25 protein-coding genes are annotated in these 23,977 nt (G+C 66.6%); 10 read left to right on the plus strand and 15 right to left on the minus strand.

Annotated elements, in window-relative coordinates:
• Positions 1-30: 30 nt before the first annotated feature.
• Positions 31-501, plus strand: coding sequence for a MarR family winged helix-turn-helix transcriptional regulator (locus QOH60_RS24695; RefSeq protein ID WP_526424517.1), 471 nt, complete (start codon positions 31-33; stop codon positions 499-501).
• On the opposite strand, the gene QOH60_RS24700 is transcribed toward QOH60_RS24695, so the two are convergent.
• The 3 genes from QOH60_RS24700 to QOH60_RS24710 are packed head-to-tail and all read right to left on the minus strand — an operon-like array spanning position 498 to position 3,859.
• Complete coding sequence (locus tag QOH60_RS24700) at positions 498-1,337, minus strand: transglutaminase-like domain-containing protein (protein ID WP_526424518.1); 840 nt, start codon at positions 1,335-1,337, stop codon at positions 498-500. The genes QOH60_RS24695 and QOH60_RS24700 overlap by 4 nt on opposite strands.
• Positions 1,338-2,315, minus strand: a complete 978-nt coding sequence (locus QOH60_RS24705; protein WP_526424519.1) for an alpha-E domain-containing protein — start codon at positions 2,313-2,315, stop codon at positions 1,338-1,340.
• Positions 2,315-3,859 (minus strand): circularly permuted type 2 ATP-grasp protein, encoded by a 1,545-nt coding sequence (locus QOH60_RS24710; protein ID WP_526424541.1) that lies wholly within the window; start codon positions 3,857-3,859, stop codon positions 2,315-2,317. The genes QOH60_RS24705 and QOH60_RS24710 overlap by 1 nt, the downstream gene beginning before the upstream one ends.
• 375 nt (positions 3,860-4,234) lie before the next feature.
• Between QOH60_RS24710 and QOH60_RS24715 the strand changes: the two genes are divergently transcribed.
• Complete coding sequence (locus QOH60_RS24715) at positions 4,235-4,678, plus strand: lipoprotein LpqH (RefSeq protein WP_526424520.1); 444 nt, start codon at positions 4,235-4,237, stop codon at positions 4,676-4,678.
• A 599-nt stretch (positions 4,679-5,277) separates the two neighbouring features.
• A complete protein-coding gene (gene rpsT, locus QOH60_RS24720) occupies positions 5,278-5,538 on the plus strand; it encodes a 30S ribosomal protein S20 (RefSeq protein WP_526424521.1) in 261 nt (86 codons plus the stop codon).
• Between the two features lie 2 nt (positions 5,539-5,540).
• Here rpsT and holA read toward each other — a convergent pair whose 3' ends face one another.
• Genes holA through QOH60_RS24735 form a run of 3 tightly spaced genes read right to left on the minus strand, consistent with a single transcriptional unit; the run spans position 5,541 to position 8,911 of the window.
• Entirely contained in the window at positions 5,541-6,512 is a 972-nt protein-coding gene (holA, locus tag QOH60_RS24725; protein ID WP_526424522.1) for a DNA polymerase III subunit delta, read from the minus strand.
• Positions 6,509-8,032, minus strand: a complete 1,524-nt coding sequence (locus tag QOH60_RS24730; RefSeq protein ID WP_526424542.1) for a ComEC/Rec2 family competence protein — start codon at positions 8,030-8,032, stop codon at positions 6,509-6,511. The genes holA and QOH60_RS24730 overlap by 4 nt, the downstream gene beginning before the upstream one ends.
• 51 nt (positions 8,033-8,083) lie before the next feature.
• Positions 8,084-8,911, minus strand: coding sequence for a ComEA family DNA-binding protein (locus QOH60_RS24735; protein ID WP_526424523.1), 828 nt, complete (start codon positions 8,909-8,911; stop codon positions 8,084-8,086).
• A gap of 174 nt (positions 8,912-9,085) precedes the next feature.
• Here QOH60_RS24735 and QOH60_RS24740 point away from each other — a divergent pair, with 174 nt between their 5' ends.
• Positions 9,086-9,643: an LppP/LprE family lipoprotein gene (locus QOH60_RS24740; RefSeq protein WP_526424524.1), complete on the plus strand. Its 558-nt coding sequence runs from the start codon at positions 9,086-9,088 to the stop codon at positions 9,641-9,643.
• Positions 9,644-9,675: 32 nt separating this feature from the next.
• The gene (locus tag QOH60_RS24745) at positions 9,676-10,734 is read left to right on the plus strand and encodes an NAD(P)H-dependent amine dehydrogenase family protein (RefSeq protein ID WP_526424525.1); all 1,059 of its coding nucleotides are present in this window, start codon (positions 9,676-9,678) and stop codon (positions 10,732-10,734) included.
• Here the strand turns inward: QOH60_RS24745 and QOH60_RS24750 are convergent, their stop codons facing one another.
• Genes QOH60_RS24750 through QOH60_RS24785 form a run of 8 tightly spaced genes read right to left on the minus strand, consistent with a single transcriptional unit; the run spans position 10,735 to position 17,640 of the window.
• Complete coding sequence (locus QOH60_RS24750; protein ID WP_526424526.1) at positions 10,735-11,571, minus strand: DegV family protein; 837 nt, start codon at positions 11,569-11,571, stop codon at positions 10,735-10,737.
• A 5-nt stretch (positions 11,572-11,576) separates the two neighbouring features.
• Entirely contained in the window at positions 11,577-12,323 is a 747-nt protein-coding gene (gene octT / locus QOH60_RS24755) for a diglucosylglycerate octanoyltransferase (protein ID WP_526424527.1), read from the minus strand.
• Entirely contained in the window at positions 12,313-13,011 is a 699-nt protein-coding gene (gpgP, locus tag QOH60_RS24760; RefSeq protein WP_526424528.1) for a glucosyl-3-phosphoglycerate phosphatase, read from the minus strand. The genes octT and gpgP overlap by 11 nt, the downstream gene beginning before the upstream one ends.
• Complete coding sequence (rsfS, locus tag QOH60_RS24765) at positions 13,008-13,376, minus strand: ribosome silencing factor (RefSeq protein ID WP_526424529.1); 369 nt, start codon at positions 13,374-13,376, stop codon at positions 13,008-13,010. Before rsfS ends, gpgP begins: the two co-directional genes overlap by 4 nt.
• A complete protein-coding gene (nadD, locus tag QOH60_RS24770; RefSeq protein ID WP_526424530.1) occupies positions 13,373-14,038 on the minus strand; it encodes a nicotinate-nucleotide adenylyltransferase in 666 nt (221 codons plus the stop codon). Before nadD ends, rsfS begins: the two co-directional genes overlap by 4 nt.
• A 34-nt stretch (positions 14,039-14,072) precedes the next feature.
• Positions 14,073-15,503: a vWA domain-containing protein gene (locus tag QOH60_RS24775; protein ID WP_526424531.1), complete on the minus strand. Its 1,431-nt coding sequence runs from the start codon at positions 15,501-15,503 to the stop codon at positions 14,073-14,075.
• Entirely contained in the window at positions 15,503-16,378 is an 876-nt protein-coding gene (locus QOH60_RS24780) for an AAA family ATPase (protein ID WP_526424532.1), read from the minus strand. The genes QOH60_RS24775 and QOH60_RS24780 overlap by 1 nt, the downstream gene beginning before the upstream one ends.
• A gap of 14 nt (positions 16,379-16,392) precedes the next feature.
• Positions 16,393-17,640: a glutamate-5-semialdehyde dehydrogenase gene (locus QOH60_RS24785; protein ID WP_526424533.1), complete on the minus strand. Its 1,248-nt coding sequence runs from the start codon at positions 17,638-17,640 to the stop codon at positions 16,393-16,395.
• Between the two features lie 60 nt (positions 17,641-17,700).
• On the opposite strand from QOH60_RS24785, the gene QOH60_RS24790 reads away from it, so the two are divergent.
• Together QOH60_RS24790 and QOH60_RS24795 are read left to right on the plus strand one after the other, a co-directional pair.
• Positions 17,701-18,555, plus strand: a complete 855-nt coding sequence (locus QOH60_RS24790) for a ribokinase (RefSeq protein ID WP_526424534.1) — start codon at positions 17,701-17,703, stop codon at positions 18,553-18,555.
• 37 nt (positions 18,556-18,592) lie between these two features.
• On the plus strand, positions 18,593-19,207 hold the full coding sequence (locus QOH60_RS24795) for a methyltransferase family protein (protein ID WP_526424535.1): 615 nt from the start codon (positions 18,593-18,595) through the stop codon (positions 19,205-19,207).
• On the opposite strand, the gene QOH60_RS24800 is transcribed toward QOH60_RS24795, so the two are convergent.
• Complete coding sequence (locus QOH60_RS24800) at positions 19,208-21,262, minus strand: NAD(+) synthase (RefSeq protein ID WP_526424536.1); 2,055 nt, start codon at positions 21,260-21,262, stop codon at positions 19,208-19,210.
• 78 nt (positions 21,263-21,340) lie between these two features.
• Here QOH60_RS24800 and QOH60_RS24805 point away from each other — a divergent pair, with 78 nt between their 5' ends.
• The 3 genes from QOH60_RS24805 (at position 21,341) to QOH60_RS24815 (ending at position 23,943) form a co-directional block, all read left to right on the plus strand.
• Entirely contained in the window at positions 21,341-21,880 is a 540-nt protein-coding gene (locus QOH60_RS24805; protein ID WP_526424537.1) for a cysteine hydrolase family protein, read from the plus strand.
• Between the two features lie 95 nt (positions 21,881-21,975).
• Positions 21,976-23,562 (plus strand): ATP-binding SpoIIE family protein phosphatase, encoded by a 1,587-nt coding sequence (locus QOH60_RS24810; protein WP_526424538.1) that lies wholly within the window; start codon positions 21,976-21,978, stop codon positions 23,560-23,562.
• Between the two features lie 66 nt (positions 23,563-23,628).
• Positions 23,629-23,943: an STAS domain-containing protein gene (locus QOH60_RS24815; protein WP_526424539.1), complete on the plus strand. Its 315-nt coding sequence runs from the start codon at positions 23,629-23,631 to the stop codon at positions 23,941-23,943.
• Positions 23,944-23,977 lie beyond the last annotated feature (34 nt).

Genomic DNA, 23,977 nt, shown 5'->3' on the forward strand with positions numbered 1-23,977 from the left:
GAATCGTTTTGATCGACTACTATCTGAAGCATGCCAGCCGATCAGCGCGGCGGAGTGGCCTTCCTGCTGGCCCAGTTGGGTCACCACGCCGCCGAGAGATTCAGTGAACGGATCGCCACCTTGGGCTTGACCCCGCCGCAGGCAGGCATCCTGCGTGCGATCGACAGCGCCCCGGGCCGCAGTCAGCAGGCGCTCAGCACCGAGCTGCAGCTGCTGCCCAGCCGCGTCGTCGCATTCGTCGACGACCTGGAAAACAGCGGATACCTCGAGCGCCGCCCCAATCCCGAGGACCGCCGGCAGTATGCCCTTTACCTGACCGCTGACGGAAAGGAGCTGATGCGGAAGCTGTCCCGGCTCGCGCGCCAACACGAACGAGCGCTCACCGCCGGCCTCGACGAGTCACAGCGGGACCGGCTGCGCGAGCTGCTTGCGACGATTGCCCAGGAGCAGGGCCTCACCCCGCGCGTCCACCCCGGCTACCGTCGCATGGGATCGCGCTAGGCGAGCCTGGTGATTTCGACCACCACGTCGAGATCGGTTGAGCCGCCACCAGAATAGATGCCTTTTAGCGGAGACACGTCGGCGTAATCGCGGCCGACGGCGACGCTGACGTACTGCTCGTTGATCTCTTTGTCGTTCGTCGGGTCGTACATCCACCACGCGCCCGTCCACGCCTGTATCCAGGCATGGCTCTGCCCGTCCACCGCCTCTCCGATCGCCGCCTTACGGTGGGGATGCAGGTAGCCGGATACATAACGTGACGGAATGCCCATGGCGCGCAACAGCGTCAGCGTCAGGTGCGCGAAGTCCTGGCAGACCCCCTTGCCCTCGCGAAGCGCATCCAATGCCGACGTATGCACACCGGTGGTGCCCGCCACGTAGTCCAACTCGCTCTTCACCCATTCCGACGCGGCGATCACCGCGGCCTGCGGATCGTGATATTTCGCGATCTTCTCGCCGACCCGGCGCAGTCGCTTGCTCTCCTCCGTGTAGTGCGTCGGGTTGAGCACTTCGTCGAACTGGTCGACCACCACCTCGCTGGCCAATTCGTCCCAACTGGCCTTGGTGTCGGGCCTCTCGGGCTTCTCGGTCTCTACGACCGACGACCCTGTGACCTCCAACTCGGTGTGCGGCGCGTGCAGGTCGAAGGCCGTAACCGCTGTGCCCCAGTAGTCGATGTAGCGGTACGACCTTGTCGCAGGGACTGTCTCAACTCGACTCAAGATGACGTTCTGGCGGTTGTCGGAGCGTGGCGTGAGACGCGCCTCGTTGAAGGATGACACGGCCGGCGACTTGTACGCATAACCGGTCGAATGCACCACGCGGAGGCGCCACATCTACAGCTCCCCGTCCTCGATCACAAGTGCGCCATCGCGGCCCGCGTCGCTCCAAGCCACCCACGGAGCGGAGTGAAAATATTGCAGCGACAGGGCTTCTCCGAGCTCTCGGCAGGTCTGCTGCAAGCCGGCCAGGCGCTCCTCCAGCGACTCCAGCAGGATCCCGGGACGCAGGAACTCCAGTTCGCTGCGGGCGCGGCCGAGCAGCCGCTGGGCCTCCGCAGTGGCACCCACGCGGCTGTGCGGATAATGGTCGAGCTCGTCGAGGCTGTGCTCGGCGACCCGGAGCGAATAAAACACCGACCGCGGGAAAAGCCGGTCCAGCAGCATGAATTCGACGACGCGGATGGCATCGAGCACGCCGCGGTACGTCCGCAGGTACGTGTCATGGGCGCCCGCTGACCGCAACACCGTCACCCACGCCGGTGACGAGGCACTGTCGCCGACGCGGGACAGCAGCATCCGCACAGTCATGTCGACCCGCTCGATCGACCGGCCCAAGACCATGAACCGGTACCCGTCGTCGCGTGACAGCGTGGAGTCCGCCAAGCCGGCGAACATCGCCGCACGCCCTTCGACGAACGAGAAGAACTCATGCGGGCCAAGGCGTTTCGCGGCGCGTTCGCGTTCGGACAGCGCGTTGTAGGTGGTGTTGAGGCACTCCCACATCTCCGACGAGGTCACTTCGCGTGCGGATCGCGCGTTCTCCCTGGCCGCCGAGATCGCGTCGACGATCGAGCAGCCTCCCGGCAGGCCGCGGCTGAACGCGACGAGGTCGGTCAAGGACCACACGTTGAGCGACGAGTCGGGGGGCTTGATTCCCAGTACCTTCAACAACACTCGCGACGTCTGATCGGGGTCGACGCTGGAGTCCTCGAGCAGCTGGTGCACGGTCACATCCAAGATGCGCGCGGTATCGTCGGCACGCTCCACGTACCGGCCGATCCAGTACAGCGATTCGGCGTTGCGCGCCAGCATTATTGGCTCACCGCCTGCTGCTGTTGCTGTTGCTGCTGTTGCTGTTGCTGTTGCAAGGAGTTCAGCCCCGGGCCCATTTCCGCGGCCACCTGTTCCTGCGACTCGCGCGGCAGCTTTCTCACCACTTCCGCAGCCGCCAGTTCGCGCTCGGACGCTGACGCGCGCGCCGCCAGCACCCATGTGTCCTTTGAACCGCCACCCTGGCTGGAGTTGACCACCAGCGAGCCCTCGGTCAGTGCCACCCGCGTCAAACCGCCCGGCAGCACCCACACGTCGTCGCCGTCGTTGACCGCGAACGGCCGCAGGTCGACGTGGCGGGGCGCCAGCCGGTCGCCGATCTGGGTCGGCACCGTCGACAGCTGGACCACAGGCTGGGCGATCCAGTCACGCGGGACGCTGCGGATCTTCCTCGCTGTGGCGGCGAGCTCCCTCTCGGAGGCGTCGGGACCGAAGACGATGCCGTATCCACCAGAGCCCTCGACGGGCTTGATCACCAGCTCATCGATACGGTCAAGAACCTCTTCGCGTTCGTCGTCGAGCCAGCACCGGAACGTGTCGACGTTGGCCAGCAGCGGCTTCTCGCCGAGGTAGTAGTCGATGATCGTCGGCACATAGGTGTAGATGAGCTTGTCGTCGCCCACCCCGTTGCCGACGGCACTGGAAATCACGACGTTGCCGGCGCGGGCGGCGTTGAGCAGGCCGGCGACACCGAGAACAGAGTCAGGCTTGAACTGCATCGGGTCGAGGAAGTCGTCGTCGATGCGCCGGTAGATCACGTCGACCTGGCGTTCTCCCTCGGTAGTGCGCATGTAGACCTGGTTGTCGCGGCAGAAAAGGTCACGGCCTTCGACCAGCTCAACGCCCATCTGCCTGGCCAGAAGCGAATGCTCGAAGTACGCCGAGTTGTAGACACCGGGAGTCAGCACCACGACTGTCGGGTCCGCCTCGTTGGTGGCAGCCGATTTGCGCAAGGCGCGCAACAAGTGCGAGGAGTAGTCGCCGACCGCACGAACTCGGTTGGTGGCGAACAGGTTCGGGAACACCCGGGCCATCGTCCGGCGGTTTTCCATGACATAGGACACGCCGGACGGCGAGCGCAGGTTGTCCTCGAGCACGCGGAAGGTTCCTGCCGCATCCCGAACGAGGTCGATGCCCGCGACGTGGATGCGCACACCGTTGGGCGGGTTGATGCCGGCTGCCTCGCGGTGGAAGTGCTTGCAGGACGTGACTAGCCGCCGCGGGATCAGCCCGTCGCGCAGAATGTTCTGTTCGCCGTAGATGTCGTCGAGGTAGTGCTCGAGCGCCTTCACCCGCTGAGTGATGCCGCGCTCGAGCCGCGACCATTCGGCGGCGGAGATCACGCGGGGAACGAGGTCGAGTGGGAACGGCCGCTCCTGGCCCGACAGCGAGAACGTGATCCCCTGATCGACGAATGCGCGACCGAGCGCCTCCGTGCGGGCGGCCAGGTCGGAGGCATCCGACGGCGCAAGCTCGGAGTAGATGCCCTTGTACGGGGTCCGGACGGCACCGCCGTTGTCGAACATCTCGTCGAACGCCCGCGCGTAGGCGCCGCGTTTGCCGTAGCCCTCGAAGATGCCCTCGAACGATTTCGCCACCTGTGAGGCGCGCCCGTTGCCGGCCTTTCCATTCGTCGTGGTCACAGTGCGAGCGCTCACGTCCATCATGCTGCACTACCTTGCTTGTTCGCGCAGGCCACTACGGCTTTGCAGCAGACGATGGGTGAGAGAAGGCGCTTGCGTGGCCGCTTCCGCACATACCGATCCCCCCTACTACGTCATTTTCACAGTGTTCGCTCTGGTCGGCTCCCCTGTTCGGGCATTAGCATGCCGAACTCGGTATTGACCTGCGGGGAGGCTTTCATGCTTACGTGTTGCGACAATTTGCGATGCATAGCCGGCGTGACCGTAGCGGCGATCGCCATCGCGGGGCTGACGGGGTGTTCAAGCGACAAATCCGGCGCGCCGGCCGCAGGCTCGTCACCGGCTCCGGGAACGGCCGGCGCCGTGGGGGACAGGGTCTTGCTCGATGGCCAGGACCAAGGCGCGGTACAGCACGTTCTGTGCAGCAATTTCGCCGGCGGCTACAGAATCAAGATGTCTATGGGCGATCACGGCGTCGTGGCGATATTGAGCAGCGCGGTACCGCCCGCAGCTTTAGGGGTGCAGATCAGCAACACTGCCGCCAACGGCGGTGTCTTCGAATTCGACTCCACAAAGAATGAAGGCTCGGGTGAGGTCACCAAACAAGACAACTTCTACAAGATCACCGGCACTGCCGTGAGCAAGAGTTCCTCCGGCGACGCGGGCAAGCCGTTCGAGGTCGACGTCACCTGCACTACCTAGCCACTCCCCCTACGCGGGTAGTCGGTCAGTTTGATACTGCGTGAAGGGACCACGAGCTGATGCGCCCCTGAGCTGACTGGTCGTTGGGTAGCGTGGTGCGGTGATCGATCCGAAAGAGTTGCTCGCAAAGACGACTGACGCGCTTTCCGTGGGTCGTGTCTTTGGTTCGCCGATCGAAAAGGACGGCTGTCTCATCATCCCGGTGGCATGGTCAGTTGGTGGCGGCGGCACAGGGGTGGAAGTGCAACCAGACGGCTCTGCAGATCCCGCTTGTGAACGTGTCGGCAGCGGGTTCGGCGGCGTGACATTCCCAGTCGGTGTCTACGCAGTGGAGAACGGCAAAGTTCGGTGGGTACCGGTGCTCGATGTCACATGGCTGCTTTTGGCGATAGCCGCGATCGCCGCTCTGCTAACGCGGAGTCAAGTGAAGCGGTCTGGCCCACGATGAATGTCCTGAACAGCCTGAAAAATTCGAACTGACCCACTCCCCCTGCGCGACGCGCTTTGGGCTATCTACCCACTCGCTGGTAGCCTGGACACTCGCCGCCCGGCCGGCGGTCCTCGATTAACTCCGTTCAGAAATACGAAGGAACTCACGCGTGGCCAACATCAAGTCGCAGGAGAAGCGCAATCGCACCAACGAGCGCCGCAGACTGCGCAACAAGTCGGTGAAGTCGTCGCTTCACACGGCGATCCGCGCGTTCCGTGAGGCCGCAGAGGCCGGGGACAAGGACAAGGCGTCCGACCTGGCGAAATCAGCCGGCCGCAAGTTGGACAAGGCCGCGAGCAAGGGCGTCATCCACAAGAATCAGGCGGCCAATCGGAAGTCGGCGCTCGCGCTGGCTCTCAACAAGCTCTGATTTCAGCGCCCAGAACGTTTGGCCACCAGCTCCGCGACCCGTCGCGTGGTGGCTTCCAATACATAGTCGGCGTCGGCTGCTGCACCCTTGACATCTGCGTTGAGTGCGGCGACTAGACGCATCGCCGTCGCGACCGACTCCGTGGACCACTTGCGCGCTTGGCGTTGCGCCTTCTGCACCCGCCACGGCGGCATACCGAGTTCGCCGGCCAGCCGGTAGGGGTCGCCCGACAGCGCTCCCACCCGGGCAATGGTGTGCACGGCCTCGGCCAGCGCGTCGGCGACCAGCACGTGCGGAACGCCCTGCAGCATCGCCCACCGCAGCGCCTCAACTGATCCTGCGACGTCGCCGACGACGGCCTTGTCGGCGATTTCGAACCCCGTGACGTCGGCCTTGCCGCTGTGATAGCGGCGAACCGCGGCGACGTCCACCCGGCCGCCCGTGTCGGCCACCAACTGCGAGCAGGCGGCTGCGAGCTCACGCAGATCGTTACCGACGGCGTCGACGAACGCGGTGACGACGTCGTCGTCGACGTCGAGGCCGTGTGACCGGAACTCCGCGCGGACGAAATCAGCTCGCTCGGCGGCCTTCGTGATCCGGGCGCACTGATGGACCTGGGCGCCGAGTTTGCGAATCGCGTCGGCCAGCGCTTTCGCCCGCCCGCCACCCGAGTGAACGACGATCAGGACAGTGCCCGCAGGCAGATCGGCCGCCGCGGAGGCGATCAGCGCGGCTGCATCCTTGCCGGCCTCGGCCGCCGCTTCCAGCACAACGACCCGTTCGTCGGCGAACAGCGAGGGGCTGAGCAATTCGACGAGCTCGCTGGTGGTCACTTCGCCCGCGCGCAGCTTGTCCACCGGGACGTCGTCGGTTCCTGCCGCCGCGCGGGCGTCTTTGAGCACGGCGGAAACAGCGCGCTCGACGAGCAGTTCTTCGTCACCGAGCACCAGATGCAATCCCGGTCGCGAGCTCACCCGACGATCGTGCCATGCCCGACCGACACCACCACCCACGCCGTCGCGGCCAACAGCGCGCAGGCGAACGTCAGGCGTGCCCAGCGTCTGCTCCGCAGTCGGCTCCACAGGAGAACCGACCCGATCCCGCAGGCGGCGACGACCAGGAAGCCCAATAGCCGTGAGGGCACTGTCACCGTGGCACCTGCAATGCCGCCAGTCCAGTGCGCGACCCCGAGCAGCCACCACAGTTCGGGCCCGGTGAAGCGGACCAAGAGGTGCGCGCCGCCCGGCCACACCGGAGCCAGGGCGGCAGCCACGGTGCCGACGACGGTAATCGGTGGGATCACCACTGTCGCAGCGACATTGGCCGCGATCGACACGACGCTGAACTGACCGCTGATGGCGGCGATCAGAGGGGCGGTCACCAACTGCGCCGCGGTTGCGACGCACAGGACGTCTGCGAGCGGCTTCGGCCAGCCCGCCGCGACGAGCCGACGCGACCATGCCGGCGCGATGACGATCAGCGCGGCGGTTGCCGACACCGACAGCGCAAACCCCAGATCGACGGCCATCTCCGGCGCAACGATCATCAGCACGATCACGGTGGCCGCGAGTGCGGGCATCGCGTGCCGACGCCGATGCGTGACGACGCCGAGCAGGGCGATCGCGCCCATGACTGCCGCTCGCAACACACTCGCCGACGGCTGCACGACGACCGCGAAGCTGACGAGCGCCAGCGCCGCCAGCAATACAGCCGCGCGCGGGCCGACGAGGCGCGCGCTGAGAAGCACCGCGCCGCATACGATTGTCACGTTGGCGCCCGACACCGCGGTCAGGTGCGACAACCCGGCCGCACGGAACTCGGCGACGGTTTGCGGTGTCAGTGTCGACGTGTCGCCCAGCACCAGTGCGGGCAATGCCGCTGCTTGATCGGGCGGCAGCTGTGCTCGGGCGGCATCGGCGAAGCTTCGCCGCACCGACTGCGCAGCACGCTGTACGGCGGACGCGTCCCCCGACGTCGGCGTCCCGGTTGCCGTCAGCGTCGCGACCGACAGATCGCGGCGTGTCGGGCGTGCGATGACCGCGCGGAAGCTGACCGGCTGGCCTGTGATCAATTCCGCATAGCCGGCCGCTGGCGCGAATACCGTGACACGACCGGATATTTCGTCGGCCCCGATCCGCCTCAGCCCCGCGCGGAAGATCACCCGCCGGCCGTCGCGCAACAACCGCGGTTGCTCATCCGCGGCGACGGTGACAACCGCCGAACGGCCGTAGAGCCCTGTGACGGGATGACGCTCGAGTGCGTCGACCCTGACCGCCGTCGCCCACGCGAATCCCGCGCCGACCACCGCAGCGCCGAGCACAACGGCGCAGACCGTGGCGCGCAACGGTTCGTCGCGGCGGCGCGCGCGCGACCGCACGGCAATGGCGCAGACGCCGACCAGCACACATACCCCGGCGACGAGTGCACCGGCCCGCCAGACGATGGCCATGGCCGTCACCGCCCAGCACGTCAATGCCGCAGGGACCAAGCGCATGTCGACGCGGTCGGGCGTCGAGCCGGCCGCGTCCACGCACATCCATCCGTCTCACACCCGAACCAGGCTGCGCAGCTTGTCCAAGCGAGCCGGCCCGATGCCGTCGACGTCGCCCAACTGGTCGACATTTGTGAATTTCCCGTTCGCATCGCGCCACGCCACGATGGCGGCCGCGGTGACCGGCCCGACGCCGGGCAGCGCGTCGAGTTGTTCGACGGTCGCGGTGTTCAGATCGATCGGCCCCGTCGACGAGGCCGTTGGCTTGGCCGACGGCGACGACGACGAGGCGGACCCGCCGGTGGACGGCGCCACGCTGCTGCCCAGCCGGGTCGGCTGACCCGGCGCGGGCGCGATTCCGACCACGATCTGCGTGCCGTCGGTCAGCCGCTGCGCCATGTTGAGCCCGAGCAGGTCGGCGCCGTCGAGTGCACCGCCCGCGGCACCGACCGCATCGGCGATGCGTGCGCCGGGCTGCAAGGTCACCAAGCCCGGCTTGTGCACCAACCCGACAACACTCACAACTACCGGCTGCTCGGGCGCCGGCGACCCGCTCGGAGTGGGCTTCGCCGACGAAACCATCTGCACCGGCGGCAGTTTCGATGAGGTGATCGGTGGCGGCCTGTCGCGCATGATCGCGAAGACGGTGACCAGCACCGCGACCACGGCCACCACGCCCAGCGCAAACAGACCAGCCCGGCCCGGATCTGCCCTGATGGCCGCGATCCAGCCCGGACCGTCATCGGGCGACGCAGCGGGCAGCCACCGCGACAGCCGAGTGTCGGGGTTGGCGGCCTCGTCGGCCCCGCTGTCCGAATCGCCCGGATCAGCCGCTGCGCCCAAGCGCCGGGTGAGCCGTTCTGCGGCCAGTTCGGTTCCCATAGCCGACACGGTAGGAAGCCGTGGCGACGGAAATGTGTTGCCGAGCCGCATGAGCACACAGGCTGGGGATGAAGTCGAACTTGTGGACAATCACGGTCTTGCCGGCCGCAAGATTCCCCCAAGGCCCCGACCGCACGCTTTAATTCACACCAGCCCCGCGAAAGGATCCACCGCATGCAGTTGCCCCGAGCACTCGTCGGTCTGATCGGGTCGCTTCTTGCCGGCGTCCTGCTGCTGGCAGGCTGCGACGGTGCCAAGACGTCAGGCCCATCCACACCGAGCCAGTCGCCGCCGTCCCCGACGACCAACCAAGCTTCCGCGTCACCGACGCAGCCGAGTTGCGGGCCAGACAAGGACACCGCCCTGCGCGACGCGTTGACTCGCTACCCGCCCGAGCCGGTGACGGGTCGCGCGTGGGGCCCCAATTCGCAGGGCGACAACTACGACCCCTGCGCCGATCTGTCGACGATCCTCATCATGGTCGACGGCGGAACCGCCAGTTCGCCCATGCAGGCGTTGATGTTTCACCGAGGCACCTGGCTCGGCACGGGCACGTCACGGGCTTACTCGTTTACCAGCGTGGATTCCGCCGCCTCGACGAACGACACCGTCGTGCTGGCCTATCGATCCGGCCAAAGTTGCAGCGCCTGTGGCGACGGCATCCTGACTCGGGTGAGATACCACTGGGACGGCAACCAGGTGCAGATGCTCGATCCACCACCACCTGGCTAGCCCCGGTGAGAGTGCGGCGATACTCGACAGCTATGACGACCTCACCCCCGGACCGCGCTCTCCGCGTCATCCAATGGACCACCGGAAACATCGGCCGCCGCTCGTTGCACGCGATCATCGAGCGCCCCGACATGGAGCTGGTCGGGGTCTACGCGCACGGGGCGGACAAGGTCGGCAAGGATGCCGCTGAGCTGTGCGGGTGGCCCGAGCCGACGGGCGTCACGGCCACCAGCGACATCGACGAGCTCGTCGCACTCAAACCCGATGCCTGCTGTTACAACCCGCTCTGGCCCGACATCGACGAGCTGGTGCGGCTGCTCGAATCCGGCATCAACGTGTGCTCCAGCGCAGCCTGGATCACCGGCGGGAAGCAGACATACCAAGACCGGGTGCGTATTGAAACTGCCTGCGAGCAAGGCAAATCCACGATCTTCGGCAGCGGCGCGCATCCCGGGATGAGCAACCTCGTCGGCATGGTCCTCTCTGGCTCATGTGAACGCGTCGACGAGATCAGAATCACCGAATCCGTCGACTGCTCGACCTACGAGTCCGCGGAAACCCAGAAGGCAATGGGATTCTCGCAGCCACCCGACACACCGGGGCTTGCCGAGAGCGTGCGCCGCGAGAGCGAAGTCTTCGCCGAGTCGGCGGCGATGATGGCCGACGCGATGGGGGCCACGCTCGACAGGCTGACGTTCGACGTCACGTTCACGCCCGCTACCGGCGACTCCGACCTCGGCTTCATGCAGATACCGCGGGGCAGCGTCGCTGGCGTGTTCGGCTATCACCGCGGCTGGGTTGGCGAAAAGAACATCGTCAACGTCGGGTTCAACTGGATCATGGGCTCTCACGTCGAGCCGCCGAAGCCCCTCGAGCACGGGCACGTCGTACAGGTCTACGGCGTTCCGAACATGCGCACGGTGTTGCATTGCCTGCCACCCAAAGGGTGGAAAGAGCCGGGGTTCATGGGCCTCGGGATGATCTACACCGCAATGCCGGTTCTCAACGCGATCCCGAAAGTCGTTGCGGCCCAGCCGGGAATCGTCACGTTAGCCGACCTCCCGCCAATCACGGGCCGGCCGAACATCTGATCAGTCTGTTATATCAACACACACCGCCACCGCACCGGCGCCGATGTGCACGCCGAGCACGGGCCCCATATCGGTCACCGTCGGCGCCTCGACGTGATCCAGGCGCGCGACGAGGTCGTTGGCAACGACGTTGGCGGCGCCGAGATTTCGGATGTGGTGCACGGCGATGACGGCCCTCTTCTCACCCACGTCGGCCACCACACGTTCGACCATCGCGTCCAATGCCTTGCTCGCGGTGCGCACGCGTTGTTCCAGCACCAGCCGGCCGTCCGGGTCGATCTTCAACAGCGGTTTGATTGCCAAGGCGCTGCTCAGCCACGACGCGCCTCTGCCGATCCGACCGCTGCGGCGTAAGTTCTCGAGCCGGTGCACGACCACATAGCCGAGCCCTCGGTCGCTTGCGGAAAACGCCTCTTGTTCGACAGCATTCAATTCGGCGCCGTCTGCGGCGAGGCGCGCCGCGGCCAGCGCAACGAAGCCGGTGCCCATCGCGGCTGACTTCGAGTTCACCACCCGCACTGCGCCGCTGAACTGCCGGGCGGCCTGCTCGGCGGACGTGACCGTCGACGACAGCGCCGCGGAGATGTGCACCGCCACCACGCCGTCTCCGTCGCTGGCTTCCAGCGCCTGACGGTAGGCCTCACTGAGCTCTGCCGGCGTTGCGCCTGCCGTCGTGGCTTTCGAGTTTGAGTCGACGTCCTCGGCGATGGTGTCGACGCCGTCGCGGAAATCCTGCCCATCCACCATAATGTGCAGTGGCACCTGGCGGATCTGCCACTTCTCCCGGTCGCCTTCGGGCAACCGCGACGACGAGTCGGTGACGACGACAACAGGCATGGAGATCAGTCGCCCTCATGCTCTGGCGTCACGCCCGCCTGCGCCAACGCCTTGAGCATCAGTTCGGCGACAGCCTGATGCGCCTCGAAGTTCCAATGAATGCCATCGGGATTGCCCCGCCCCGCCATGACGTGCTCACCGACCGCGGCCTTGAGATCGACGAGCGGAACATCATGCAGGTCAGCCCATTCGGCAATCGCGGCCACGGTGCCCTCCCGGCCGTGATGTGCGCGACCGTACGCCTCGGCGATGTGCACCGACGGCAGTGACGCCACAATCGGGATCCCGGGACGGTTGAAATCGATTGCGTTCCTGGTCATTTCCAGGTACTCGACAGACACCCGGGGCGGCAGCGCCGGCCGTGCGATCGGCGACAGGCGTGGCTGAACCCAGCCGTATCCGTCGCGTACCCACCGCCTGAGCCAGGACGGGCGCACATACCGGATCGACTCCCGCAGCGCGGTCGGCAGCGGTGACGGCAACGAGTCCATGCCACTGGTCGCAAAGATCACCGCGCCTGCGCGCGGGAGCGCCGCCCACGCGCGTGGATCCTGCGTTGCCGCCCACCACACGTCCCGGCACGTCCAGCCGATCCGGCCAATCAGCTCGACATCCCAACCAATCTGTGCACCAACGATATTCGGCCAGATTCGGGGATCGTCGGCGGGAAGGCCTCCGCTAGGACCGTAATAGGACAGCGAATCCGCGAAGATCAACAGCACTGGCCGGTCTGTGCCTGCGTCAGAGGACATCGCCTGCCACCTGCGCGGAGGCGTTCCATACGTCGAGCCGCCACAGAATGTCGTCCGGAGCGGCGTCATCGGCCGAAGTTTCTCCCGTCGCTTCGCTCGCCCCAGAGTGCCCGGACAGCTGAACCCAGCTTGCGTTCCCCAGCCCGCCAAGCACCGGCCAGTTGGCGACGGGCAGCCGCAGAAGCGCAGCAGTGAGCGCGGCAATCAACCCGCCGTGAGCCACCAGCACCACAGGGCGGTCGGCTTCGTCGCCACCCCAATTCGGCTGGGAGTCAAGAAGTTCGGAGACAACGGGCACGCTGCGCCGTGCAACGTCGACGCGACTTTCGCCACCGGGTGGCGCCCACGTCGCATCGTTGCGCCACGTGATACGCGCGCCCGGCGCCCCCGCGTCGACCTCGGTATGGGTCAAACCCTGCCAGTCGCCCAGGTGGGTCTCGCGTAGCCGTTCGTCGACGTTGACCGCGGTGCCGGTGAGCTCGCCGAGCACCGCGGCAGTGTCATAGGCACGACGCAGGTCCGAGGACACGATCACCAGCGGATCGCGCTTGCTGAGCACCTCGGCGACCGCAACCGCCTGTTGCCGCCCGAGCTCGGACAGCGCGGTGTCCAGCTGTCCCTGCATCCGGTTGCCGGCATTGAACTCCGTCTGACCGTGCCGCACCATCACCAGGCGCCGGATCATCATGATGCAGGCTCGAGATCAATGGCCACCTCCGGGCAGTCCCGCCACAACCGGTCGAGCGCATAGAAGTCGCGCTCGTCGGAGTGCTGGATGTGCACCACGATGTCGACGTAGTCGAGCAACGTCCAGCGGCCTTCGCGCGCGCCTTCGCGGCGGGCCGGCTTGTATCCGGCGAGCCGCATCTTCTCCTCGACGTCGTCGACGATCGCATTGACCTGGCGCTCGTTGGAGGCCGAGGCGATCACGAACAGATCGGTGATGACCAGCTGCTCCGAGACATCGAGAACGACGACGTTCTCGGCAAGCTTTCCGGCGGCCGCCCTTGCGGCGACGGTGGCCATCGCGATGGCTTCATCCGAGGCCGTCACGAGCCGTCCTTCGCGGTCGCGGCGAGGCTGTTCGTCGCGGTTCCGCCCGGCGCGCTGTACAGGTTCCGCTTGGCCACGTACTGCACGACGCCGTCGGGCACCAGATACCAAATCGTCCTGCTCTGGCTGGCCCGGATACGGCAGTCGGTCGACGAGATCGCCAGCGCCGGCACCTCCATCAGGGTCAGCGCGTCGGAGGGCAGCGACTCGAATCGTGCCGAGATGTGGCCCCCGTCGAGCACGTAACCGGGCCTGCTCACGCCGACGAAACGCGCAAGCGAGAACAATTCCTCGACGTCCTGCCAGGACAGGATCGAGGCCAACGCGTCCGCCCCAGTGATGAAATACAGCTCGGCGTCGGGGTAGATGGCGCGCAGATCGCGCAGCGTGTCGGTGGTGTAGGTACGGCCACCGCGGTCGATGTCGACGCGGCTCACCGAGAATCGGGGGTTGCTGGCCGTCGCGATGACCGTCATCAGGTAGCGGTCCTCCGCCGCGGTGACATGGCGGCCCGCCTTCTGCCACGGCTCCCCCGTGGGGACGAATATCACCTCGTCGAGGTCAAACCGATCGGCAACCTCGCTGGCGGCGACGAGGTGGCCGTTGTGGATGGGGTCGAACGTCCCACCCATCACACCGAGCCGTCTTCCGCCTGACGCCATGGTTGGCAACCTTACTTGCAGCGCGAACGCCAGCTCAGACGGGCAACAGGCCGTCGATTACCGCGGCCAGCTGCTTTGCGCTTCGGCACTCGTGCATGGTGATCACGTCCTGATACCGCGGCACCGCCGAGTCGCCGCTGCCCCACAGGTGCTTCGGTTCGGGGTTCAGCCAATGCGCGTGCCTGCTCTCGCAGACCATCCGATGCAGCAAGTCGGTCTCGGGGTTTCGGTAGTTGTTGCGCCCGTCGCCGAGGACCAACAGAGCGCTGCGCGGGGAAAGCACCGTCGGGAACTTGTCCATGAACGACGCGAACGCGTGTCCGTAGTCGCTGTGCCCGTCTCGGGTGTACACGCCGGACTCGCGGGTGATCTGCTGAATCGCCAGCGCGAGGTCGGCCTCGGGGCCGAACAGGTGAGTGACCTCGTCGGTGGTGTCGATGAACGCGAACACGCGCACCCGGGAGAACTGCTGGCGCAAGGCGTGCACGAGCAACAGCGTGAAATGGCTGAAGCCCGCCACCGAACCCGACACATCGCAGAGCACAACAAGTTCCGGACGCGCGGGCCGCGGTTTGCGCAACACCACATCGATCGGCACGCCGCCGGTGCTCATCGACTTGCGCAGCGTCTTGCGCAGATCGATCTCACCGGCGCGGGACCGACGGCGCCTGGCCGCCAGCCTGGTGGCAAGCGTCCTTGCCAGCGGGGCGACCACCCGTCGCATCTGCTTGAGCTGCTCGCCTGACGCGCGCAGGAATTCGACGTTCTCCGACAGCTGCGGGATGCCGTACATGGTCACGTGCTCGCGACCCAGCTGTTCGGCCGTGCGCCGCTTGGTCTCCGCCTCGACCATTTTCCGGAGCTGGGCGATGCGTTGTGTCGCAATGGCTTTAGCGATCTGCTCCTGCGTCGGGGTGGGCTCTTCACCGTAGGGGGCCAGCAACCCGGCAAGCAGCCGTGCCTCCAGCTGGTCGAGGGCCATCGTCTTGAGCGCCTGATACGACGAGTACGACGGGCCGCGGCTCGAGTTGTACCGGCCGTACGCCTCGACGATGCGCGCGACCATCGCCTCGAGTGCCTCGTCGCGCTCGCCCGCGTCGGTGTCATCGCCGAGGAGTTCGAGCAGCTGAGATCTCAGCGCCTCGATGTCGTCGGGCAGACCGGGATCATCGTCGTCGATCAGCTCGATCGCGCGCATGCCCAGCGCGGCAGGGAACCACAGGTCGAACAGCGCATCGTAGGTGTCGCGATGATCGGGCCGGCGCAAAACCGCGCAGGCCAGTCCTTCGCGCAACACCTCCCGATCACCCAGTCCCAGGACACTTACCACCCTGCCCGCGTCGACCGTCTCGGACGGCCCCACCGAAATGCCCTGGGCGCGAAGCGCTTCCACGAAGCCGACGAGGTGGCCGGGAATGCCGTGCGGCGCTAGCGGCTGCGGGGGGCGGACTCGACGGGCGGCCATCAGTTCAACCTCAGCTCCCCCGCCGCGCGTGTGACGTCCGATTGGTGCTTGAGCACGACGCCCAGTGTCGACGCGATCGTCGCGTCCTCGATGGTGTCGAGCCCGAGCGCCAATATCGTTCGGCCCCAGTCGATCGTCTCGGCCACCGACGGCAGCTTCTTCAGCTGCATGCCCCGAAGCACTCCGACGATGCGGACCAGTTCCTCGGCCAGGTGTTCAGGCAGCTCCGGCACCCGGGACAAAAGAATCCGGCGTTCGAGGTCGGCGTCGGGAAAGTCGATGTGCAAGAACAGGCAGCGCCGCTTGAGCGCTTCGGAGAGTTCGCGCGTGGCATTGGACGTCAGTACCACCAGCGGTGCCCGCTCGGCCGTGATGGTGCCCAATTCCGGTACGGTGACGGCGAAGTCGCTGAGCACCTCGAGCAGCAGGCCTTCGATCTCGATGTCGGCCTTGTCCGTCTCGTCGATGAGCAGCACGGTCGGGTCTTTGCGCCTGATCGCCGTCAGCAGCGGACGCGTCAGCAGGAACTCCTCGGAGAACACGTCGTCTTTGGTCGATTCCCAGTCGCCCGAGCCGGCTTGGATGCGCAGGATCTGCTTGGCGTGGTTCCACTCGTACAGCGCGCGCGACTCGTCGACGCCTTCGTAGCACTGCAGCCGCACCAGTCCCGAGCCGGTGGCCTGGGAGATGGCCCGGGCGAGTTCGGTCTTGCCGACACCGGCAGGCCCCTCGACGAGCAGGGGTTTGCCCAGCCGATCGGCGAGGAAAACCGCTGTCGCCGTGGCGGTGTCAGGAAGATACCCGGTCTCGGCGAGACGACGCGCAACGTCGTCGATGTCGGCGAACATCGGCACGGGCCGCGCAGGGACGCTCATTCATTCTCCTCGAATCAGACCGGGCGGGTCTGGCCGTTGCCCCACACGATCCACTTGGTCGATGTCAATTCAGGCAGGCCCATCGGCCCGCGCGCGTGCAACTTCTGCGTCGAGATACCGATCTCGGCGCCGAAACCGAACTGCTCGCCGTCGGTGAACGCGGTCGATGCGTTCACCATCACCGCGGCAGCGTCGACCTCCTCGGTAAACCGCTGTGCCGCAGCCAGGTCTGTGGTGACAATCGCCTCGGTGTGCCCCGTACCGTACTCGTTGATGTGGCTGATCGCAGCGCCAAGACCGTCCACCACCGCAACGGCGATGTCCATCGACAGGTACTCGCGGCGCAAATCGTCCTCGGCGCCGGTGTCGTGGACGCTGACCCCCGCCGCCTGCAGCGCGTCGGTCAGACGAGGCAAGGCCCGATCCGCGATCGCGGCGTCCACCAACAGCGTCTCTGCTGCGTTGCAGACACTAGGCCGACGGGTCTTGGCGTTCAACAGAATTCGCTCGGCGGCGTCGAGGTCAGCTGCTTCGTGAACGTAGACGTGACAGTTCCCGACGCCGGTTTCGATGGTCGGCACCTGCGCGTCGCGCACCACCGCTTCGATGAGACCGGCTCCGCCACGCGGGATCACCACGTCGACCAAGCCGCGGGCCTGGATCAGATGGGTGACCGTCGACCGATCCTCGCTGCACAGAAGCTGCACCGCGTCGGCGGGCAGGTTCTCCATGACCAAAGCCGCACGCAGGACGTTCACCAGGGCCTCGTTCGACCGCGCAGCCGACGAGCTGCCACGCAGCAGCACGGCGTTGCCGGACTTGAGCGTGAGGCCGAACGCGTCGACGGTGACGTTGGGCCTGCTTTCGTAGACGATGCCGACCACCCCGAACGGCACGCGCTGCTGGCGAATCTGCAGTCCGTTGGGCAGGGTTCGGCCGCGCAGCACCTCACCGACCGGGTCGGGCAGACCGGCCACCTGCCGCAGCCCGGCCGCGATGCCGTCGACGCGCTGCGGGTTGAGCGCCAGCCGGTCGAGCAGCGCCTCGCTGATCCCCGCTTCCTGGGCCGCCTGCAGATCCTCGGCATTGGCGGCCAGAATCACATGGACGTGGCTGAGCAACGCGTCGGCGGCAGCGTGCAATGCGCGGTCTTTGTCGGCCGCGGAAAGGGTTGCGAGCACCCGCGAGGCGACCCGGGCACGCCGGGCGGCGTCGTGGACCTCTTGACGCAGGTCGGGCTGTGTCGCTGCCTGCACGCTCATTGGTCCAGGGTATCGGCCCAACCGCCCGGTTGGGGGATCGGGGCGGGCTAATGTGACCGCGTGACACGCGTGTGCGTGATCGGCAGCGTCAACTCCGACATGACCTTCACCGTGGACGCCCTGCCCCAGCCCGGCCAGACCGTGCTGGCGACCGCGCTCACTTCGGCGCCGGGCGGCAAGGGCGCCAACCAGGCAGTCGCCGCGGCCCGGGCAGGCGCCCGGGTTCAGTTCGTCGGTGCGGTCGGCAGCGATGCCGCGGGCGAGGCACTGCTGAGCCATCTGCGCGCGAACGGGGTCGGCACAGACGCCACGATTTCGGTGCCGGGTCCCAGCGGCACCGCTGGGATCGTCGTGGACGGCGATGCCGAGAACACGATCGTCGTCGCGCCGGGCGCGAACGCTCATCTCGTGATCGACTCGGCCGCGATGCGTGACGTGATCAGTGCATCGGATGTGGCGTTGCTGCAGTTGGAGATTCCGTTGCCGACGGCCGTGGCCGCGGCCCGCATCGCGCGCGGGGCGGGGGCGACCGTCATCGTCAATGCGTCACCGCCGAACACGTCGCCGAAAACAGGTGAATTGGCCAACTTGGCCGACGTTGTCGTGGTCAATCAGTCCGAAGCCGAGGAATGGCATTGGCCAGTACCACATCTCGTGATCACACGAGGCGCCCGCGGAGCTCTGTATCGGAGGGACGGCAATGAAGCCCCCATCGCCGCACCGGCAGTCGAGCCCGTCGACACCACAGGCGCGGGCGACGTCTTCGCTGGTGTGCTCTCCGCGTCCTGGTCAGCCGATCCCCACCAGGCACTGCGCCGCGCATGTGCGGCAGGCGCGCTCGCGACGCTGGTGCCCGGCGCGGGTGACTGCGCGCCGACGGACGAAGCCATCGACGACGTGCTGCGAGATATGTAGCCCCCCACGCAGCCCCCGTCGTCGATAACATCCGGATATGTCCGACAGATTCGCAGCGGCCGTCGCGGCGGTGGTGTATCTCGTCGGCGCAGGCATTGGGATCGGCTGGCGCATGTGGTGGCAGTGGCGACGCACGGGATCCACGGGATTCAAAGGAGTCACCGGCCGGGTCGGCTCCGCCGACTGGTTCGGCGGCGTCGGATTCATTCTGGGCGTGGCGGTCACCGCCGCTGCGCCCGTCCTGCAGCTCGCCGAGATCGTCGCGCCGCTGGTGCGCTCGCCGTGGATCCACTGGACAGGTGTCGGGGTCGCGGCGGCGGGCATCAGCGCGGTGGTCTACGCGCAGTTCGTCATGGGCACGTCGTGGCGGATCGGGGTGGATGCTCGCGAGACGACGACGTTAGTGCGTACCGGGGTGTTCGGCGTGGTCCGCAACCCGATCTACGTCGCGATGTTCGTATTCTGGCTCGGCACAACGCTCGTCGCCCCGAATATCGTCGCGATCCTGGGTTACGTGCTGTTGGTGGTGTCGATCGAGTTACAGGTGCGGCTTGTCGAGGAACCGTATCTGCTGAAAGTCCACGGGCAGACGTATCGCGAATATGCCTCGACGGTAGGGCGTTTCGTACCGCATGTGGGGTTGATGCGCTGACTATTCCTCGGGCACCTCGCGCTCGATCTCGTCGAGCCAGGTCCGTGCCGACATGTCCGACGGCGCCCGCCAATCGCCGCGTGGTGAGAGCGATCCGCCGTGGGACACCTTGGGGCCGTTCGGTAATGCTGACCGCTTGAACTGACTGAACGAGTAGAACCGCTCGACGAATACCTGCAGCCAGTGCCGGATCTCCTTCAGCGAGTAGGACGGTCGCTTGTCGGGAGGAAAGCCGGGCGGCCAGTCGCCGCGCTCGGCGTCGCTCCACGCATGCCAGGCCAGGAACGCGATCTTCGACGGACGGAATCCGTTGCGCAGCACGCCGAAGAGTGAGAAGTCCTGCAGCGAGTAGGGCCCGACCTTCGCTTCGCTGCTCTGCAGTTCCTCTTCCTCGCCCGACGGAACCAGCTCGGGCGTGATCTCGGTGTCCACTACCGATTGCAGCACCTCACCGACTTCCGCGTCGAACTGCTTCGATGCGATCACCCACCGAATCAGGTGCTGGATCAACGTCTTAGGCACGCCGGCGTTGACGTTGTAGTGCGACATCTGGTCGCCCACGCCGTAGGTGGACCACCCGAGCGCCAGCTCCGAGAGATCGCCGGTGCCGAGCACGATCCCGCCGCGCTGATTGGCGATGCGGAACAAGTAGTCGGTGCGCAGGCCGGCCTGCACGTTTTCGAACGTGACGTCATAGACCTTCTCGCCCCGGCCGAACGGATGCCCGATCTCGGAGAGCATCAGCTCCGCCGTCGGGCGGATGTCCAGCTCCTCGAACGTGACTCCGAGTGCGCGAGCGAGCCGGATCGCGTTGTTCTTGGTCCGCTCACCGGTGGCGAAGCCCGGCAGCGTGAACGCGAGAATGTCGCTGCGCGGCCTGCTCTCCCGGTCCATCGCCCTGGCCGCGACGATCAACGCATGCGTCGAGTCGAGGCCGCCCGATACCCCGATGACGACCTTGGGGTAGTTCAGCGCGCGCAACCGCTGTTCCAAGCCGGCCACCTGGATGCTGTAGGCCTCATAGCAGTCCTGTTCCAGCCGCGTCAGGTCCGACGGCACGAACGGGAAGCGTTCGACGACGCGGCGCAAGCCGAGATCACCGTCAGGTGGTTCGAGACGAAACTCGGTGCGGCGGAATGACTCTGCGCCCACACTGTGGCGTCTGCGATTGTCGTCGAATGTGCCCATCCGCGCCCGCTCTGACCGCAACAGCTCCAGGTCGACATCGGCGACGCAACGCTGCGGCCCCTTGGGAAACCGCTCGCTTTCGACCAGCAGCCGTCCGTTCTCCCAAATCATGGTCTGGCCGTCCCAGGCAAGGTCGGTGGTGGATTCGCCTTCTCCAGCGGCCGCATACACGTATGCCGCCAGGCATCGTGCCGACGCCGAGCGCGCGAGCAACGACCGGTCCTCGGCGCGCGCGACGGTGATCGGGCTGCCCGACAGATTGGCCAGCACGGTCGCTCCCGCGAGCGCAGCCTCGGCGCTGGGCGGCACCGGCACGAACATGTCCTCGCAGATCTCGACGTGCAGCACGAACCCGGGTACGTCCGATGCCGAGAACAACAGGTCGGGCCCGAACGGGACCTCACTGCCGGAAAGCCTCAGCGTGCCGCGGACGTCGTCGCCGCCGGCGAAGTGGCGCCGCTCGTAGAACTCCCGATACGTCGGCAGATACGACTTCGGCACCACCCCCAGGACGGTCCCGCGATGGACGACGACGGCGGTGTTGTAGACCCGGTGCCGGTACCGCAGCGGTGCGCCGACCACCAGCACCGGCAACAGATCGGCAGATGAGGCCACGACCTCGCCCAGAGCGGCTTCGACTGCGTCCAGCAGCGCGTCCTGCAGCACGATGTCCTCGATCGAATAGCCGGACAGCGTCAACTCGGGAAACACCGCGAGCGCGACGCCGTCGTCGTGGCATTCGCGTGCCAACGCCAGCACAGCCTGCGCATTCGCCACAGGGTCAGCCAGGGCGGTGGTGATCGTGCAGGCCGCGACGCGCGCGAACCCGTGCCGGTACACCGAGTAGAAGTCCTTGACGCCTTCCATCCCTTTATTGTCGCCTGCCACCGCTGCGGCGAAACCACCAGCGCATCAACAGGCGGCTGAATGGGTAACCCGCGCGTCATGAGCGACACCGCTGTGTTGGTGATCGACATGCTCAACGCCTACGACCATCCGGACGCCGAGAGGCTCATTCCAAATGTGGAGAGGATCGTTGATCCGCTCGCCGAACTGATCGCGAAGGCAGACGGCCGCGACGACGTGGACGTGATCTACGTCAACGACAACTACGGGGATTTCACGGCCGACCAGCAGGACCTCGTGCGCTCGGCACTCGATGGCCGCCGGCCCGATTTGGTAGAGCCGATCACCCCGCCCGCGGGGTGTCTGTTCCTGGACAAGGTGCGCCACAGCGCGTTCTACTCCACCGCGCTGGGATACCTGCTCGGCCAGCTGAACGTGCGCCGCGTGGTGCTGACCGGACAGGTCACTGAGCAGTGCATCCTGTACACCGCGCTCGACGCGTACGTGCGCCATTTTCCGATCGTGATCCCGACCGACGCCGTCGCGCATATCGATTCGGAACTCGGTGACGCGGCGGTGAGGATGATGGAGAGCAACATGCGGGCCACGATTTCGGTTGCCACGGGTTGTCTGGATTGACTGTTCATCTAGTCTTTGGCTAGCGGCCGCATGAAATGACAAAGCGGATTTGATGCCCGCGCCTGGACGCGGCCGGGGAGCGACAGGAGGCGCTGTTGACGCAGTCTCCCGGCACCGGCCTCGGCAGCCCCTCGAAGATGTCGCCGTGGCTGCGCACGCTGCGCACGCTGCGCCAGCTATCGCCGTCCGCGGACAGCAGCTTCGAGGACGTCTGCGTCACCGCTCTGCAAGCGCTCGATTCGACGGATATCGCATTCGCGGTGCTCTACACCTTCGATCCCAGTCAGACGGTCCACGTGGCCGCGTCGACGGCCGACCCGTCAGCGACGGGTGCCGGTCTTGGCGACGAGCTGTTGCGCAAGGTCGTAAGCACAGGTGTGCCAATCATTTTGGACCCTGCGCCGCGTGAGTGGGCTGGTGCGGAGTCGGCGGCGGTGATCCTTCCGGTGACCGCCGGTGACGACGACGTTCCCGCCACAGTGCTGGTCGTCGCGGTGGCACCTGGCCGTGACGTCGACGACGACTTCCTCACCTACCTGGATCTGATCGCCGACCAGATCGGTGCCCTGCTCGCGCGCCGGGCGCGCGCCCGCGCCACCGACCGCGCCGAGGCCGTGGCCTTTCAGCGGGCGATTCTCGGCCCCACCCTGCTCCCGCACGGGTTCGCCGTCCGGTACGCCCCGGCCGTCGAGGCCCGTGCCATGGGCGGGGATTGGTATGACGTGATCTCGCTCGGGCAAGGCAGGATCGGCATCGTCGTCGGCGATCCCGTCGAGCACGGGGTGGCCGCCGCTGCGCTGATGGGGCAGCTCCGGTCGGCCGCCCAAGCCCTGCTCATTCGCTCGTCGGGTCCCGCGCAGGCGCTCAGCGACCTCGACAACTTCGCTCGGCGAATCCCCTCCGCGAGCTGCACCACGGTGTTCTGCGCGGTCATCGACGTACCCACCTCGACGGTGCGCTACAGCAGCGCGGGCCACCCGCCGCCGATCGTGGTGGACCGGACCGGCTCGCAGCTGCTGGACCGGGCTCAGTCTGTACCGATTGCCGCCACCGAGACGGTGCTCTCGCGGCCGGAGGCGGAAATGACCCTGCTGCCGGGTGCAACGGTACTGCTCTACACCGACGGCCTGGTGGAACGCCGAGGTGAGTCGCTGGGCGTCGGCATCGAGCGCGCCTCGACGTCGCTCAACCAGTGCCGGCACTGTCATCCCGACTTCGTCGCCGACCAACTGATGACAGACCTCGAGCCGGTCACGGGCTTCGACGACGACGTCGCGCTGCTGCTTTACCGCCATCCGCCCGCGTCGCTGCGACTGCGCTCACCTGCCCGGCCTGCGAGCCTGGCGATCATCCGTGACCACCTTCGACGCTGGCTTCCGTCGGCCGCCGTCGACGACGACGCCGCCGAGGAGGTACTTCTGGCGGTCGGAGAAGCCGCGGCCAACGCGGCCGAACACGCCAGTAAAGAGGGAACGCAGCAGGTCGAGATGACCGTGACGGCCCAATTGACCAAGGCCGGTCTTGCACTTTCCATCGCAGACGATGGGCGCTGGCACCAGAGCGATACGCCACAACTGGGTCGGGGCAATGGGATTGCATTGATGAATGCGCTGGTGGACGCGGTCGAGATCACGTCAACCGGGCGCGGCACCACGGTGGAGATGCGTAAGGAATTGAACTAGCGATGAGAGCTTACGCGAAGAGGAGACGGCAGCGATGAGCGCTTGCGCGAAGAGGAGACGGCAGCGATGAACGAGGCTCAGTTTCGGGTATCGGCGGCCAACGGCGAAAACGCGCCTGTCGTCACCGCGACCGGCGACATCGACCTCGCCAACGTCAACCAGTTCGAGGACGCGATGACAGGCGCCGCGACGGGCGCCGACGCGATCGTCGTCGACCTTTCGCAGGTGTCCTACTGTGACAGCGCGACGGTCCGGGCGCTGTTCGCCGTCGCCGCCACCACCAAGCTAAGTCTCATCGTCAGGTCCGCCGGTTCGATCAAGACGCTGCTTTCCGTGTCCGGGCTTGACCGCGTCGCGACGGTCACGACGTCAGACGAGTAATCCGCCGTGCCACCTCCGCGCTTCGAGCCCCGCA

The sequence above is a fragment of the Mycobacterium sp. genome (assembly GCF_032159765.1).
Taxonomy (GTDB): Bacteria; Actinomycetota; Actinomycetes; order Mycobacteriales; family Mycobacteriaceae; genus Mycobacterium.

Excerpts from the sequence above, each read along its gene's own strand:
- QOH60_RS24695 (WP_526424517.1), top strand. The coding sequence starts at position 31 with ATGCCAGCCGATCAGCGCGGCGGAGTGGCCTTCCTGCTGGCCCAGTTG.
- QOH60_RS24700 (WP_526424518.1), bottom strand. The coding sequence starts at position 1,337 with ATGTGGCGCCTCCGCGTGGTGCATTCGACCGGTTATGCGTACAAGTCG.
- QOH60_RS24705 (WP_526424519.1), bottom strand. The coding sequence starts at position 2,315 with ATGCTGGCGCGCAACGCCGAATCGCTGTACTGGATCGGCCGGTACGTG.
- QOH60_RS24710 (WP_526424541.1), bottom strand. The coding sequence starts at position 3,859 with ATGTTCGACAACGGCGGTGCCGTCCGGACCCCGTACAAGGGCATCTAC.
- QOH60_RS24730 (WP_526424542.1), bottom strand. The coding sequence starts at position 8,032 with ATGCGCTTGGTCCCTGCGGCATTGACGTGCTGGGCGGTGACGGCCATG.
- QOH60_RS24735 (WP_526424523.1), bottom strand. The coding sequence starts at position 8,911 with ATGGGAACCGAACTGGCCGCAGAACGGCTCACCCGGCGCTTGGGCGCA.
- QOH60_RS24740 (WP_526424524.1), top strand. The coding sequence starts at position 9,086 with ATGCAGTTGCCCCGAGCACTCGTCGGTCTGATCGGGTCGCTTCTTGCC.
- QOH60_RS24745 (WP_526424525.1), top strand. The coding sequence starts at position 9,676 with ATGACGACCTCACCCCCGGACCGCGCTCTCCGCGTCATCCAATGGACC.
- QOH60_RS24750 (WP_526424526.1), bottom strand. The coding sequence starts at position 11,571 with ATGCCTGTTGTCGTCGTCACCGACTCGTCGTCGCGGTTGCCCGAAGGC.
- octT (WP_526424527.1), bottom strand. The coding sequence starts at position 12,323 with ATGTCCTCTGACGCAGGCACAGACCGGCCAGTGCTGTTGATCTTCGCG.
- gpgP (WP_526424528.1), bottom strand. The coding sequence starts at position 13,011 with ATGATGATCCGGCGCCTGGTGATGGTGCGGCACGGTCAGACGGAGTTC.
- nadD (WP_526424530.1), bottom strand. The coding sequence starts at position 14,038 with ATGGCGTCAGGCGGAAGACGGCTCGGTGTGATGGGTGGGACGTTCGAC.
- QOH60_RS24775 (WP_526424531.1), bottom strand. The coding sequence starts at position 15,503 with ATGGCCGCCCGTCGAGTCCGCCCCCCGCAGCCGCTAGCGCCGCACGGC.
- QOH60_RS24780 (WP_526424532.1), bottom strand. The coding sequence starts at position 16,378 with ATGAGCGTCCCTGCGCGGCCCGTGCCGATGTTCGCCGACATCGACGAC.
- QOH60_RS24785 (WP_526424533.1), bottom strand. The coding sequence starts at position 17,640 with ATGAGCGTGCAGGCAGCGACACAGCCCGACCTGCGTCAAGAGGTCCAC.
- QOH60_RS24795 (WP_526424535.1), top strand. The coding sequence starts at position 18,593 with ATGTCCGACAGATTCGCAGCGGCCGTCGCGGCGGTGGTGTATCTCGTC.
- QOH60_RS24800 (WP_526424536.1), bottom strand. The coding sequence starts at position 21,262 with ATGGAAGGCGTCAAGGACTTCTACTCGGTGTACCGGCACGGGTTCGCG.
- QOH60_RS24805 (WP_526424537.1), top strand. The coding sequence starts at position 21,341 with ATGAGCGACACCGCTGTGTTGGTGATCGACATGCTCAACGCCTACGAC.
- QOH60_RS24815 (WP_526424539.1), top strand. The coding sequence starts at position 23,629 with ATGAACGAGGCTCAGTTTCGGGTATCGGCGGCCAACGGCGAAAACGCG.